Annotated in this window: 14 protein-coding genes; 9 read left to right on the top strand and 5 right to left on the bottom strand. The window is 53.8% G+C overall.

Annotated elements, in window-relative coordinates; all coding sequences use genetic code 11:
* Positions 1-95: 95 nt before the first annotated feature.
* Positions 96-332, bottom strand: coding sequence for a thioredoxin family protein (locus J0A66_RS11175; RefSeq protein WP_206573896.1), 237 nt, complete (start codon positions 330-332; stop codon positions 96-98).
* Positions 333-464: 132 nt separating this feature from the next.
* Between J0A66_RS11175 and J0A66_RS11170 the strand changes: the two genes are divergently transcribed.
* From J0A66_RS11170 to J0A66_RS11130, 9 genes are all read left to right on the top strand, one after another.
* The gene (locus J0A66_RS11170) at positions 465-779 is read left to right on the top strand and encodes a winged helix-turn-helix transcriptional regulator (RefSeq protein ID WP_241264146.1); all 315 of its coding nucleotides are present in this window, start codon (positions 465-467) and stop codon (positions 777-779) included.
* 220 nt (positions 780-999) lie between these two features.
* Positions 1,000-1,731 carry a tellurite resistance TerB family protein gene (locus J0A66_RS11165; protein WP_206573895.1) on the top strand — a complete coding sequence of 244 codons (732 nt, stop codon included), beginning with the start codon at positions 1,000-1,002 and terminating at the stop codon, positions 1,729-1,731.
* A 481-nt stretch (positions 1,732-2,212) separates the two neighbouring features.
* The gene (locus J0A66_RS11160) at positions 2,213-2,446 is read left to right on the top strand and encodes a type II toxin-antitoxin system ParD family antitoxin (protein ID WP_206573894.1); all 234 of its coding nucleotides are present in this window, start codon (positions 2,213-2,215) and stop codon (positions 2,444-2,446) included.
* Positions 2,439-2,735, top strand: coding sequence for a type II toxin-antitoxin system RelE/ParE family toxin (locus J0A66_RS11155; RefSeq protein ID WP_206573893.1), 297 nt, complete (start codon positions 2,439-2,441; stop codon positions 2,733-2,735). The genes J0A66_RS11160 and J0A66_RS11155 overlap by 8 nt, the downstream gene beginning before the upstream one ends.
* 158 nt (positions 2,736-2,893) lie before the next feature.
* Positions 2,894-3,274: a VOC family protein gene (locus tag J0A66_RS11150; protein ID WP_206573892.1), complete on the top strand. Its 381-nt coding sequence runs from the start codon at positions 2,894-2,896 to the stop codon at positions 3,272-3,274.
* Positions 3,275-3,570: 296 nt separating this feature from the next.
* The gene (locus J0A66_RS11145; protein WP_206573891.1) at positions 3,571-5,217 is read left to right on the top strand and encodes a DNA glycosylase AlkZ-like family protein; all 1,647 of its coding nucleotides are present in this window, start codon (positions 3,571-3,573) and stop codon (positions 5,215-5,217) included.
* Positions 5,218-5,411: 194 nt separating this feature from the next.
* The gene (locus J0A66_RS11140) at positions 5,412-5,816 is read left to right on the top strand and encodes a helix-turn-helix domain-containing protein (protein ID WP_206573890.1); all 405 of its coding nucleotides are present in this window, start codon (positions 5,412-5,414) and stop codon (positions 5,814-5,816) included.
* Positions 5,809-7,905: a VIT and vWA domain-containing protein gene (locus tag J0A66_RS11135; protein ID WP_206573889.1), complete on the top strand. Its 2,097-nt coding sequence runs from the start codon at positions 5,809-5,811 to the stop codon at positions 7,903-7,905. The genes J0A66_RS11140 and J0A66_RS11135 overlap by 8 nt, the downstream gene beginning before the upstream one ends.
* On the top strand, positions 7,868-8,200 hold the full coding sequence (locus J0A66_RS11130; protein ID WP_206573888.1) for a hypothetical protein: 333 nt from the start codon (positions 7,868-7,870) through the stop codon (positions 8,198-8,200). The genes J0A66_RS11135 and J0A66_RS11130 overlap by 38 nt, the downstream gene beginning before the upstream one ends.
* Positions 8,201-8,365: 165 nt before the next feature.
* Here J0A66_RS11130 and J0A66_RS11125 read toward each other — a convergent pair whose 3' ends face one another.
* The 4 genes from J0A66_RS11125 to J0A66_RS11110 form a co-directional block, all read right to left on the bottom strand.
* Positions 8,366-8,875 carry a hypothetical protein gene (locus J0A66_RS11125; protein WP_206573887.1) on the bottom strand — a complete coding sequence of 170 codons (510 nt, stop codon included), beginning with the start codon at positions 8,873-8,875 and terminating at the stop codon, positions 8,366-8,368.
* A gap of 18 nt (positions 8,876-8,893) precedes the next feature.
* Positions 8,894-9,295 carry a very short patch repair endonuclease gene (locus J0A66_RS23815; RefSeq protein ID WP_206573886.1) on the bottom strand — a complete coding sequence of 134 codons (402 nt, stop codon included), beginning with the start codon at positions 9,293-9,295 and terminating at the stop codon, positions 8,894-8,896.
* 61 nt (positions 9,296-9,356) lie between these two features.
* The gene (locus J0A66_RS11115; RefSeq protein WP_206573885.1) at positions 9,357-10,349 is read right to left on the bottom strand and encodes a PD-(D/E)XK motif protein; all 993 of its coding nucleotides are present in this window, start codon (positions 10,347-10,349) and stop codon (positions 9,357-9,359) included.
* On the bottom strand, positions 10,342-12,603 hold the full coding sequence (locus J0A66_RS11110) for a Z1 domain-containing protein (protein WP_206573884.1): 2,262 nt from the start codon (positions 12,601-12,603) through the stop codon (positions 10,342-10,344). Before J0A66_RS11110 ends, J0A66_RS11115 begins: the two co-directional genes overlap by 8 nt.
* Positions 12,604-12,650 lie beyond the last annotated feature (47 nt).

Raw genomic sequence — 12,650 nt, 5'->3', positions numbered from 1 at the left:
CGTGGCCTTCGTAGTCCGGAAGGAGCGCAGCGGATTCCGGCATTCCCGGCCCCCGCCCAAAAAAGGCCGGAACCTAACCAGGCCCGGCCCGCCCCTCAGCCTAAATCGCCCAGGGCCGCACCAAAGTTGATATGGAACACCTGCCCGTCCAGCCACAGGGCCGGTACCGACTGCACGCCCTGGCTTTTGGCCTCGGCCAGCCGGGATGACTGCTCACCCAGGTGTACGGGCTCCAGATCGAAGCGGGCCGGATCCAGCGCTGCGGCCAGATTCTGTTCGGCGGTGACACAAACCGGGCAGCCGGCGTGGTAGAAAATTGCCTTGGATTTCATGATATTCTCCAGTTGGTTGGTTGCTTAAAAGGCCGGGCCATTAAAGCGCCGCCCACAGCAGAAAAACAGCAGGTACAAAGCGGTAAGCCAGTTACCAGATGGTGCATCTTATTGATGAGTAACGAGAAAAAAATGGACAAAAAGTTAAGCGTCGGCGCCATGGTGGAGAGCATCGTCGGCTGCAAATGGTCGCTGTCTGTGATTGCCCTGATCCGACAAGGCATCAACCGCCCCGGCGCCATGCAGCGCCAGGTGGACGGCCTGACCACCAAGGTCCTTAACGAGCGGCTGGTGAAGCTCACCCGTTTCGGCATCCTGCACAAACATATCTACCCGGAAAGTCCGCCCAGGGTGGAATACGAATTTACCGACTTCGGCCGGCGCTTTCTGACCATTATCGACAGCATCGAACAGGTGCAGGCTGAGCTGAATAACAGTGCCGGTTAACCCTGCGGTACACTTTTACGCGCCAAAAAATGCACAAAATCACATTTTTCTGCGCGTAAAAATGCGCAATGCTACATTTTTCAGGACCCCTATCCGTTTCAGCCCTGATCTCAACCCCAGCCATATCCGTTAACAATTTTGTGGCCCACCGGCTTTGACAAGCCCGGGGCGCCGGGTAAGCTGAATCGAATCCAACCCCAAGTGAGCAGCAGGAGCGACCATGAATACCCTGAAACTATTGGACCAGTTACTCAAATCCGGCGGCGGCAGTGCCGGTGATATCAAACGCCAGCTAAGCGGCGGAACCGGCATGGGGGGCCTGTCACAGATGCTCTCCGGCAAAGGCGGCGCGGCCCTGGGCGGCGGCGCACTGGGACTGCTGCTGGGCAGCAAAAAGGGCCGCAAACTGGGCGGCAAGGTGCTCACCTACGGCGGTCTGGCGGCACTGGGGGTGGTGGCCTACAAAGCCTACAGCAACTGGCAGCAGAACCAGCAGGCCGGTGCGGCCGGGGCCGGCGGCGTGGGCGGTGATCACGGCCTGAAAAACGAGCCGCAAACCATCGACCGCCTGCCCGCGCCCCAGGCCGAACAGCACGGCCGGGCGATACTGGCCGCGGTGATCGCCGCCGCCAAATCCGACGGTCATATCGACGATCGTGAGCGCGAGCTCATCGACCAGGAAGTGGCCAAATTCACCCGTGATCAGGCCTTCTTGCGCTGGGTAGACAACGAACTGCAATCGCCACTGGATCCGGCCCGCACCGCGGCCCTGGCCACCAGCCCGGAGTTGGCCGCCGAAATGTACCTGGCCAGCGTGCTGGTGGTGGACGAAGAAAGTTTTATGGAGCGCAGCTACCTGGACGAACTGGCCAGGCAACTGCAACTGTCCCCGGCGCTGGTGGCCGAAATCAAAAAACAGGCCAGCGAAGCGGAACAGCTTTGCACGGGCTGATAACAGATTGGGGTGGTTGGTCGGCTAAAGCCGACCCTACCAGCCAAACCTTTACCGTATCGGATTGTGTAGGGGCGGATTTAGCCGCCTAAGTCAGACGGTACTGTAGGGTCGGTTTTAGCCGCCCAATCCACAGACTCAGACAAATTCAGGCAGGGTCTACAGGGGCGGATTTATCCGCCTGAACCAAACCACCAACTGGCAGATTCTGTAATTATGAGCCGAATAATCCACGTATTCGGCTCACAACTTGAGCCGATTGACCAGGTCGGACTGGCCAGGGAATTAACTGACTTGCCGGACAAAAAATATCCGCATAAGCTGCCCGGCGGCGTCAGAAATACGTGCTATGTCATAGCACAGGAATGCCAGATTCAAGCCTTCTAACCTAAAGGGATGAGTATTTAAGTCAGTCAGGCCTTTGGCAAAGTTTGCCAATATATGCCAAAATTTACAGCAATCAGCTTGTAAAGGAAGCTCAATGGCAACGTTAAATATATCGATCCCAGATGAAATGCGAAGCTGGATTGACCGACAGGTTGAAAGTGGTCGTTTTGCTAATGCCAGCGATTATATCCGAGATCTGATTCGTCATAACCAAGGCGAAGCCGAAGCAATCCGACTGGCATTGGTGGAAGGGGAGCTTAGCGGCGAAAGTAACCTCTCGGTCACCGACATCATCAGTCAGCAGAAACGAAAAGCGGAAAATGAGTAGTTACCGACTTTCTAGCAAAGCGGCGGAAGATCTTGCCAGTATTTTTCAGTATACGGCCCGCCACTTTGGCTCAATTCAGGCTGAGAGCTACTTATTGTCATTGCAGGCGTGCTTTGAACAGCTCGCCAGTAATCCCAAACTCGCCCACAGGGCCGATGAAATCCGTGCAGGCTACCGCCGTTACGTGCATGCAAAGCATAATATTTTCTTCATCGTCCGCAGCCAGGACATCTTTATTGTCAGAGTGCTGCACCAACAGATGAAGTATCAATTGCATATTTCGGGTTAGTGTCTTCTCACTCCCCCTTGCTCCTACCCAATCCCCAAAAGCCATTAAGCCAATCCCATTAATCTATTGAGCCTGGGCTTTACCTAAAGCGTACTTCAGGTTTTATCCTGCGGTGGAATTTATCCACTAACATATTCCGCCTGGAACAAGGAGAAAGCATGAACCTCAACCAAATCACCTTACCGGTTAACGATATGCAGGCCGCCGTCGACTTTTACCTTAAGCTGGGCATGACCCAGATAGTGGACACGCCCCACTACGCCAGATTCAGTTGTCCCGAGGGAGACAGCACCTTCTCCCTGGCCCTGCAGGCAGAGCCAGTGCACAACCAGGCGGTGATTTACTTTGAATCCAACAATCTGGATGCAAAGGTCAACGACCTAACCCAGCGCGGCATCCAATTCGACCAGCCGCCACAGGACATGCCCTACCTGTGGCGCGAAGCCATCCTGCATGACCCCGCTGGCAACAAAATCAAGCTCTACCACGCCGGCGAAAACCGCCTGAACCCGCCCTGGCGAGTCACCAAAACCGCTTAATCCGGGGGCCTGAATGTCGGGGCTGTAGGGGCGGCTTCAGCCGCCTTTTTTATACCGGAACCGGAGCGATTGCATATTGAACAAAAGTCATATAAATCAGTATATTAAGATGGTTAAGCAAGGCCATAATGAAACATTGGACGGAATCCTAATGTACTTTTGGACGCTGGGCTAATGTACTTTTAGGTAGAAAACAGCAGTTGCTAAAGGATCTTTAGTCACGAAAATGCCTGAGCATGAAATTTCAGGTAGGCTAGTGCAGATGCCAACTACTTAACCCAATTAAACAAATTCAGATGGCCCATATTCCCACTAAAGAAACCCTCACCTGCGAATTTAAAAGTGACCGTCGCTGCCTGTCAGACAAGGACTTGATTGAGGCGGTGGTCTGTATGGCGAACGGGGAGGGTGGAGACATCTACCTGGGCGTGGAGGATGACGGCACAGTAACAGGGTTGCATGCCAAGCACGCGTTATTGGATGGGTTGGCGGCCATGATTGCGAATCGTACGCATCCGGCTCAGGCCGTTACGGTAACGCCTATTGAAGTTAAGAATAAAAGAATTGCGCGAATTGCGGTACCAAAAAGTGGGACCCCTGTCGCTACCAATGAGGGGCTGGTTAAAAGACGCAGATTGAAGGCGAATGGTGAGCCGGAGTGTGTTCCATTCCTTCCTGTTGATTTTTCTTCCCGACGCGCGAGCTTTGGTTTGATTGATATCAGCTCCCAGCCTGTTAGTGGCTCAACTTTGAGTGATTTAAACAGCGTAGAGAGAAACCGTCTGCGTCAATTTATTGAACGGTTAAACGGTGATCAAGCATTGTTGGAATTAGATGACCACCAGTTGGACGCAGCCCTTGGGTTGGTCGCCAGAACGGAAGATGGCTTCTTGCCGACGTTGACAGGATTACTATTGATAGGCCTTGAAGGTGCATTAAGGAATTTGGTACCGAGCCATGAAATCGCCTTTCAGGTACTTGATGGCGAGGAGGTACGTCTGAATGAATTCACCCGCTCTCCTTTACTGAGCGCCATCGAACGGATTGAAACATTGTTAAAACCCTTAAACCCGGAAAAGGAGTTTCAGGATGGGTTATTCCGGGTCGCAGTACCGAAAATTGATCCGCGTGCCTTCAGGGAGGCTTTTGCCAATGCCATTACCCATAGGGATTACGGTCAGCGTGGGGCAGTGCATATCCGTATGCAAGGCGACGAGATGGTCATCAGCAATCCTGGCGGTTTTGTTGAAGGAGTTAGTCTTTCCAATCTTCTCACTACCGAACCTCGCCCGCGTAATCCTGCACTCGCAGACGCGCTTAAGAGAATCGGTCTGGTGGAACGGACTGGGCGTGGCGTGGATCTGATCTACAGGGGTATGTTGCGTTTTGGCCGCCACATACCGGACTTCAGCCAGAGCGACAGTCATACTGTGGTACTAAGGCTAAGTTTGGAAGACGCTGACGAAGAGTTTCTTAAGGTTGTACTTAAAGAGGAAAGTCGGTTGGGGGGGCGGCTGCCAATTGACAGCCTAATCATCCTCAATGCCTTGCGTGAGGGGCGGCGTTTGCAGTTGGAAGAAATTGCCTCGCAAGTGCAAAAAGAACCAGGGAGAGTTAAAGCAAGCGTCGAGCGCCTCGTCGAAAGCGGCTTATTGCAGGCTCACGGTAGCGGCAGGGGACGAAACTATACGCTCTCTCATCATCTCTATGACTTACAAGGAAAAAAAGCCGAGTACATACGTCAGGCCGGATTCAGCAAGCTACAGAATGAGCAACTGGTAAAAAACTATGTGACACAGCACGGCCGTATAACCAGAAGCGAGGTAATGGAGCTTTGTCATTTGGACAAGGACCAAGCTTATAGATTGTTGAAAAAGCTAGTGGCTGACAATGAATTGGTCAGGCATGGTGTTGCCAAGTTGGCCTATTACACCTTTGAGTAGTTCGCACTGGTATACAAATAAGACGTGTTTTACGCGCACATTAACGCGCAAAAGCGCGCGTAAACGCGCATAAACCGCGTCAACAGAAGCAGGAAACCTTAGCCGCCAGCCATCCCATTAAATCCAATTATTTATTTGACAGTTTAACTGACAATTACTATAACAGTCCTACTGTTAATTAAACTGTCAGATAAATGTCCTATTCCCTCGACCAACTAGCCACCCTGGCCGACCTGCCCAAGCGGACCATCCGCTATTACATGCACAAAGGCCTGGTATCCAGACCGGAAGGGGCCAGAAAAACCGCCACCTATACAGACCAGCACCTGGAGCAATTAATGCTGGTAAAAAAGTGGAAGCAGGCGGGACTAAATCTGGAGCGTATCGGCGAGCTGCTGCAACAGGACACGCCGGACATGCCCATCGTCTCATCACAACAGATGGGAGAGGTCAGCCTGGTGCAGCGGATATTTGTCAGTGAAGGTGTCGTATTAGAGCTGGATCCGGCCCGGGCAAGCCTGAGCCAGGCCGGCCTGCGCAGCTTCATTAACGGTCTGTCTCAGCTATTGAACCAAGCACAGGAGCACAAGGATGAATAAGCACCACACCACCCCCCTGCTGGAACGCGCCGAAATAGAAATTAACCTTCAGGCCCCATTGGCTGTTACCCACTACCGCCTGTGCTTTGACAACACAGGTAAAGAAACAGTGGAAGCCCTGTTTCACTTCACCCTGGCCCGCATGGCCTGCCTGATGCACGCCACCCTGAAGCTGAACGGGCGGGACTATCAGGGCGAGGTGATGGCCAAGGCAGCAGCGAATGAGCGCTATGAAGAAGCCATTGATGAAGGCAAAAAGTCCCTGTTGCTGGAATCCATTGGTGACGGCCTGTATCAGATCAATCTCGGTAACCTGGAGCCGGGCGACACTGCCACCCTCGAGCTACAGATTGCCAGCTGGCTGACACCCCAACCAGGAGGCTGGCAGTATCGTTTGCTCACAGTGATTGCCGCCAAATATGGTCAGACCCAGGCGGCCAGTGCACCCACCAACAGTGTGCTGGCCTGTTATCCGTTTATAGGGCGCTTACATTGCCAGGGTCTTGCCAAACCTGTGCATGCCAGTCATGCGCTGCGCGAAGAAGACGGCTGTTTTGCCTTTAAAGGGGAACTGGACCGGGACATTCTGTTCAGCCTGCCCGCCAGCCCCCTCAGCAGTCAGCTACTCAGCGCCAGTTGGCAAGGTGCCCGCTACAGCCTGGGTTACATCAATGCAGAAGCTCCCTCCAAAACAGTGCAGAATGCGGTATTGCATGTTCTGCTGGACTGCTCCGGCTCGATGCAGGGTGACAGCATTGAACAGGTCAGGCGCGCCTTGCTGACGTTATTAGAACAAGCCGATGAGCAGCTTCACCTGAACCTGTACCGTTTTGGCAGCCGGTTTGAGGCATACGGCCGCCACCCCTTGCCCTGTGACAAGCGCCACAAACAAAACCTGAGGGACTATGTGCAATCTATGCAGGCGGATATGGGCGGAACCGAAATCATTCAGGCCTTGAATGCCCTGGTGATGCACGCAAACCACCCCGGCCCACAGCAAGTTCTAATGATCACCGATGGCCAGGTCTATGTGCAGGACGAACAAGTGGCCGCATTACAGGCCCGTTGCCAGCAACAGCAATGTACTTTGCATGCCCTGGGGGTAGGGCATGCTGCCGATGAGATCCTGCTCAGCCGGTTGACCGGGGAGGCAGGCCAGCTGATGCTGGTCAACCCGGTGGAGCCGGTCGGGTCAGTCATCACCGATCTTCTCCAACAGTTAAGGCAACCAACACAGGCCGTGCAAGCCAGTTGGCAACCAAAACCAACGTGGCAGAAGACCCCTCGCCTGCAATTTGGTAACACCCCCGTAATGGTTGCTGCCAGCCACCCTGTGAACAGTCTGCCCCGCCTGGACTGCCAAATCGGCGAAGAGAAGAAACAACTACAGGCTACAGCCCTGACCGAGCCGCTCTGGACGCAAGCCCTGGTGCAGTTGGCGGCCAGCCAGCAGCTGCCTTCACAGCCCCTGCAACAGCAAGCCGACTTGGCCGTGCAAATGCAGCTGATTACCGACCATACCAGCTTTGTGCTGGTCACCGATAAACAGGTAAAACATCCAGAGCGTTATCCCACTATTCAGGAAATTGCCCAAATGCGCGGCTTTGACGGCGCGGTGATGGGACGGATGGCAAGTTATGATGTCGATCAGCCTCAGGTAGATTGCCTGGATATGCCGGCCTTTTTGCGCAGAAGCAGTCGCGCTGACCACAACGAGCTTTACAGTCTCATTCCTGATCAGCCAGCGGCGCCCAAGGTGGTAGTCAAGCTGCACCGACGTTTAACCCGGCGGTTCTTCAGACATGACCTGCCGGACCTCGCCCAACTGCAAGAATGGGGTATCCATGCCCCGGCCCTGCTGACATTGCAGGCTGAATCAACAACCTATCCGGAGCAGGGCAAAGCCCTGATGGCATTGTGGCTGTCACTGCTGTTCAGCCGGTTCAGCCTGCCTGTACCAGGCAACGTACAGGCCATTTTGCAGGCCCGGCCACAGCTCAATATCAGCAGTGTACGAGATGCCATGCAGACCGACATCGAACAGCTGATTAATGAAAACTCGAGTACCGGCCATGCCCTTGCAGATTAATCCACAACGGCTGATTGACCACTGCCAGCAGCAATTGCTGGCGGTGTATCAACAGGTTAGAACTGGCAAGCCAAACCTCAAACAGCAATACCGGCTGGAGGGTGTAATTCACGCCGCCAGGTTACTGAATATCCTGAGCGAAGAACAGGCCCGACAGATGATGGAAAGCGCCCACTACCAAGTATTCGGCGAAAGCATAGAACAGCGCCAGGCCCGCAAAGCCAGGGTAAATCAGTTAAAGGATAAATCCTGGGATGCGTTTTATGATGAGCCTGCGATTAATAGACGGTTTTGATGACTAGCGATGCCCAAAAATCAGTGGCCAACATCCACATGCAAACTGATAAATTTCTGTCACTGTTTTTGCTCCTGGATATTGGGGGGCTGTCTGCAGGTTTAAACTGCTGAACGTTGATAACAATTCTTCACTGTAAGAGTTTTATCCAAGTCATTGTAAACGTTAGTCTATGGCTTGTGGGTAGATCTGACGTCCGATGCTTAAAGCGCGGCGGGAACGTCCAATGTACCATGCGTTCATTCTGACATCCCAACTTCGGGCAGCGCAAAACTGTTCCCAATCGAGCTCAATTATTTGTTCAAGAGAAAACTCGTCATTGATAAGTACGACGAGTATGAATTCAAATAATCTTCGGTGCTTGTCTTCCGTGTCAGGGTATATTGTCCCTGTCTTCCTGGATCTTTGTAACGTTTTGATTGAGTAGCGGTTTCCATCCCGAGAGATTGCGTCTATGTTTTTTGTACCTGTTGGGGCTGGCGCTAAGACTGGGAGGTCAGCTCTCTCTTTAAAATAGGATATGGCGAGCTTTTCCCCAATTTCGCCAACACTAAAACTCAACCCGCGATTTCTGGCTTCTTTGTCGACTGCACTGCGGAGTTGCAATAGAGCGATGTCGTCAAAAGATCGAAGATCAGTAAGAAATTTGTTACCGCTGGAAACACCACTTTTCATATTTACTTCTCAGCTTGGTTATAATTTGTGTGGTAGCAGCTTTAGTTCGTGCATAAGTTCATCCAGCCGAACCGAATCCGCCACCTCGCACTCCCAAATTACCAATACGCTCCATCCGGCAGCCTCTAGCTCAGAACGAACCTTTGCGTCCCTCTCTTTATTGCGAGCCAGCTTTGCAGCCCACCACTCAGAACGGGTTTTTGGGATACGAAAGTTACTGCATCCCTCATGGCAGTGCCAAAAGCAACCGTGAACGAAAACAACCGCTCGCCGTCCAGGGAAAACCAGATCAGGGTTTCCCGCCAGAGACCTGTCGTGTAGACGGTAGCGGAGCCCTGCCGCCCATAAAGCGCGGCGCACCTTGAACTCCGGTTGTGTGTCTTTGCCACGGATACGAGACATGTTTTCGGAGCGGCTCATCGGTGCGCTCTTGGGTCTCCGGAGCTTGCTTATTAATGTCTTTGGTTTTGGTGTGGGCTCTTTAAGGCTCATGTCGTTGGTTGGCAGCCGTGATGAAAGCAGATGCCTCGTCGACACCCAGGGAGGGCAGGTTGGCGAGATCAACGGTGTACTTTACAGAGACTATACCTGGTGGGGGCAAGAAGTTGTCGGGAAGCCTCGGAAAATCCTCGTCAACGGCATAGACTTCGGCTCCTCGCAAAAAAAAGTGGAGTAGCTCACCAGAGTTTCGCGCTTCCTCAGACCATCCCATGTTCACCATCTTCGTCATAAACCAGTCAAGCGAGGCGGCGTCTCCGCGCAGAAGCTCCACAATGGCATCCACTTCGGTTGCCAGAGATTCGTTGCCGCCAATGCTCTCTTCCAGTTGGACCGACACGAACAAGAGTTGACATCCTGCAGGGGCTCGAAGTTGATCCAAGCGTGATATCTCATGTTCTGGACGGCTTCTGCGAGTGGTCTTCACTTCTATGTGCAGTCGTTCGCCGACGAAGTCGTGGCGCTCTGCTTCCGGGCCACTCCACTGCTCGACTGCTGCTGAACCGAGTGCCGGTATCATGAGGCGGCGCAATACCAGCAGTTCGCCGAAAAGACCTACTTGAATCGTTTTGTCCATCGCTGGACGTACCGGCTTCCAGGCCGACTGCCATGCACGGATGGTCGCGGCCACCGCCTTCCAAGGTTCTCGAGCCTGGAGTACGACAGCATCCACGATATCCCTACAAAAAGGGGTGAACACCTGCTCATGAGACGGAGGAGCAGAAAGTTCAAGTACTTCTCCAGATTCTAGGCGACGATGCCGTACTTTAAGGCCATTCAGATCGGATGGAGGCGATCCGGTGGGACCATGAGCTACCGGAATCAGTAGATGGAGTTGTCCGCTCTGGTCCATCGCCATGAGCAGAGAGGTGCCGTTCCCGTCCACGGTGACAGATATAGTGGCGAGGGCGTCCTCGCTTTGTGGCCGCACAGATCGCAACTGTGCCCAGTGCTGTGCAGTTATGCCTTCAGTCATTGCTCACCATGTTGTTCACTATCCACGCTGTCCCCGCATCCGAAGTCTGTGGCAGACTCAATGCCAGGGCAATGACGGCCTCTGTTTCTGGAACACCGAGGTGGTCAGGATCTAAAGGGTAGATGATTAGAAGTCCCTGGGTTGATGGTCTGGCCGCACGCATAGCACCAGCATCGTAGGAACCGCCGTCCCGCTTGTAGGCATCCGGACCGTTAGGCAGGTCCACTCCTTCATGGGCCGGATCGGTCAGGATACCTATGCTTTCGCTGCTGACACGTGTGCGGCGCACAAGGCCGACTTCCTTCCCACCAAGGGGGATGATGCGTCTACTGTCGGGTGATGCCACAAAAACAGACCAGTCTATCAGTTCACCGGCAATTGCTCTCTCCATGATCCAATCGGCCAAAAGATTGTTGCGAAAGACAACAATGTCCTCATGGATTTGGTAGCCCCGCAGGAAGTCCGTGATTGTCTCGGGGGTGATGTCCCGCGCCATAAGCCCCCCTTTGCATGGCACAGGGGAAACACCAGCAATAAATCTGTCAGTCAATGCTAGGTTTGCCTGCAGTTTTGACGGTTCAGACAGAGGAAGCAGGACGGTTTGTGGGTGCTCTCCCGACCAAGAGTCTTGTTGTGTCTGCGCTGTACCAGACTTGTTACGCGCTGTCAGCAGGAGGTCGCTGTGTGCGCGGAGGCGGATGGCCATCTGATCTGGTCTGCGACCGGCTCGTGACAGCGCAATGATGGAATCCCGCAGCGACTGTTCGACCAAGGCCAGCTCTGAAAACCACCTTGCGATGCCGTCAGTGGTCCAGATGCGGATGAGATCCTCATAGCCACGACGGAAGCCGTACCAGCGTGCCATTTGCAGCAGGGTGTCGCACATGGAAGCGGTACGAAGAAAATAAGAGATAGTAAGTCCTTCTAGCGTTAAGCCCCGGGACAATCGGTTACCGCCGACCGCAACGATATGCCGTCCAGGCTTCTCTTCGTATTCCAGGTTTTCTCCAGTGACGCTGTTAAGTTCCAGTACCATAAGCTCCCGAAGTACTATACAGGCGGCTTCCAATATGACACTGTCGCCTGCGGGTGCCTCGATACCGGCTTTCATGTTTTCCCAAGCCGGTCCGAAAATCATATCAAGCCGCTGCCCCTGACGCTCAGCTTCGCGCCACAGGTCAAACTGCTCACGGATGGCTTCGGCGATACGCCGCTGGTCATCCGTCTTTTGACTCACATGCACCAGCATGGTGTGAGGTTTGCCGGCGAACCCTCGCAGGATCCTGATTCCGCCGGCTAGGCAGAACGAGATAAGCGCATTGGTCAGCGAATCCGGTATTGTATCGCTGGCTATGCCGAGAACAATCTCCGCCTTTCTGCGCCGGCGGGAGCCGCGCAATGCTGTCACATCCTCCCCGGGCACTATTCGCAGTACTTCACGCTCCCGCGCAGTGGCTCCGAAAAGTTCCTCGGTTCCAGTGTAGCCTTTAGGGCGCGGCAACTGGATAACAAAGTCTTTGGGAAAGAGATCGATACCTACTCTACGATCAGTAGCTTCAGGGTTGACCAGAATGTTAGCGAAGGGGGTGGCAGTGTAGGCGATATAGGCTGCCTTCTTCATTCGCGTCAGAATGGAACGGATCAGGGCATTTGTTCTTGATGGCGCCAAGTTCTCGTCGTCGTCATCCCCATCTCCAATGGCCGGATCCAGGGGACGATTGCCTTTTGTATTGATGGACGCTTGGTCCGCTTCATCGTCAATGATCAGGACCGCCATTTCATCCAAGTAATTTGATGCAGACTCTAACCAGCGGTCCAACTTCTGCAGTATAGCGACGTTCTTCTTTACAACCGCCAGGAAAGAACCCGGTAATTGGAGGATGCCCTCATCCTGCGCCCGGAAATCCTCGGTGGGTGTCGTCAGCAGGCTCCACTCTGAGGAATACTCGGCAACTAGCGAGTTGCCCGCTTGATGTCCGGTTAACTCCCGCTCTAGACGGTTTTGAGTTTGGCTCCGGAGAGAGTCGTGGATACCGGAGAGGACTATGACAAGCCGGTAGCCAGCGTCGGCGGCTCGCGCGGCCACGGCGGTATAATTCGCCGTCTTGCCGCTCTGCACATAGCCAACAACAAGCCCGCGTCCCTGGAACGGGGCGTTCTGCTGAGGGTCTGGAATGTGTCGCAAAACCCTCAGCGACTCGGCCGCCACTGAATCCACTTGCTGAGATTCCCATTTTTGGTCTGCGTACAGCAACGCCTCCAGCCTACTCCAATGGCGCCATGATTCAGCAGTGAGGCGAT

This window comes from Bowmanella dokdonensis, from assembly GCF_017254865.1.
GTDB lineage: Bacteria > Pseudomonadota > Gammaproteobacteria > Enterobacterales > Alteromonadaceae > Bowmanella > Bowmanella dokdonensis.
The sequence above is the reverse complement of the archived record's forward strand: the minus strand, read 5'-3'. Positions and strand labels throughout refer to the sequence as shown.

Bases quoted from the DNA above. Each gene is read 5' to 3' on its own strand.
- J0A66_RS11140 (WP_206573890.1), top strand. From the start codon at position 5,412: ATGTCCTATTCCCTCGACCAACTAGCCACCCTGGCCGACCTGCCCAAG.
- J0A66_RS11170 (WP_241264146.1), top strand. From the start codon at position 465: ATGGACAAAAAGTTAAGCGTCGGCGCCATGGTGGAGAGCATCGTCGGC.
- J0A66_RS11150 (WP_206573892.1), top strand. From the start codon at position 2,894: ATGAACCTCAACCAAATCACCTTACCGGTTAACGATATGCAGGCCGCC.
- J0A66_RS11155 (WP_206573893.1), top strand. From the start codon at position 2,439: ATGAGTAGTTACCGACTTTCTAGCAAAGCGGCGGAAGATCTTGCCAGT.
- J0A66_RS11165 (WP_206573895.1), top strand. From the start codon at position 1,000: ATGAATACCCTGAAACTATTGGACCAGTTACTCAAATCCGGCGGCGGC.
- J0A66_RS11115 (WP_206573885.1), bottom strand. From the start codon at position 10,349: ATGACTGAAGGCATAACTGCACAGCACTGGGCACAGTTGCGATCTGTG.
- J0A66_RS11160 (WP_206573894.1), top strand. From the start codon at position 2,213: ATGGCAACGTTAAATATATCGATCCCAGATGAAATGCGAAGCTGGATT.
- J0A66_RS11175 (WP_206573896.1), bottom strand. From the start codon at position 332: ATGAAATCCAAGGCAATTTTCTACCACGCCGGCTGCCCGGTTTGTGTC.
- J0A66_RS11125 (WP_206573887.1), bottom strand. From the start codon at position 8,875: ATGAAAAGTGGTGTTTCCAGCGGTAACAAATTTCTTACTGATCTTCGA.
- J0A66_RS23815 (WP_206573886.1), bottom strand. From the start codon at position 9,295: ATGAGCCGCTCCGAAAACATGTCTCGTATCCGTGGCAAAGACACACAA.
- J0A66_RS11145 (WP_206573891.1), top strand. From the start codon at position 3,571: ATGGCCCATATTCCCACTAAAGAAACCCTCACCTGCGAATTTAAAAGT.
- J0A66_RS11135 (WP_206573889.1), top strand. From the start codon at position 5,809: ATGAATAAGCACCACACCACCCCCCTGCTGGAACGCGCCGAAATAGAA.
- J0A66_RS11130 (WP_206573888.1), top strand. From the start codon at position 7,868: ATGAAAACTCGAGTACCGGCCATGCCCTTGCAGATTAATCCACAACGG.